Below are 731 nucleotides of genomic sequence, written 5' to 3' on the forward strand. Positions count from 1 at the left end.
GAAAAGGCTAGAAGAAACAAGTCTTGACGGTGGCATCATTGTTACTTGTCAGGTGCCTGTGACGCGTTTTGAGTCCATCCGTGCTGTGATTGATGCGATTGAAGCGTATCAACCAGATTGTGTTATTACCGTTGGTCAGGCCGCGGGTAGATCGGCAATAACGCCCGAACGTGTTGCAATTAATGTGGATGACTTCCGAATTCCAGACAACGGTGGCAATCAGCCAATCGATGAACCCATCATCGAACATGGCCCGGATGCGTATTTTTCATCTTTGCCAATCAAGCGTATTGCTCAAACGCTGCAAGAGAGCGGTATTCCTTGTCAGGTTTCTAATAGCGCGGGGACGTTTGTGTGCAACCATCTGTTTTATGGAGTGCAGCATTATCTGAGGGGCAAATCGATTCGGCATGGATTTGTGCATATTCCGTTGTTGCCAGAACAAGCGACGGATGGCAATCACCCGTCAATGAGCCTCGATATGATCGTGGCTGGCCTAAAGTTGGTGGCACAAGTTGTCATTGAACACGAAAGCGATGTTGTGGTGAGTGGTGGACAAATTTGTTAGTAAGCTACTGAAATAACTAATAAGTTACTAAGCGTATGTTCTGCCAAATGTTAACTTGCTCAAATTTTGCTTGCTTCGAAAGGAGTAGCATTAGAGTGTCGGATTGAAGGTGTATGACTTTCGTTCGGTGCCCTTGTCACAGGAGGTGTCAGGGGCTTACTCT

At 46.6% G+C, this 731-nt stretch carries 1 protein-coding gene; it reads left to right on the plus strand.

The window, feature by feature from the left end:
* Positions 1–568: pyroglutamyl-peptidase I (gene pcp / locus R7093_RS25355; protein WP_318147036.1), on the plus strand; the 568-nt coding region annotated here is incomplete at its 5' end.
* Positions 569–731: the final 163 nt, after the last annotated feature.

It is taken from the genome of Vibrio sp. 1580 (assembly GCF_033340055.1).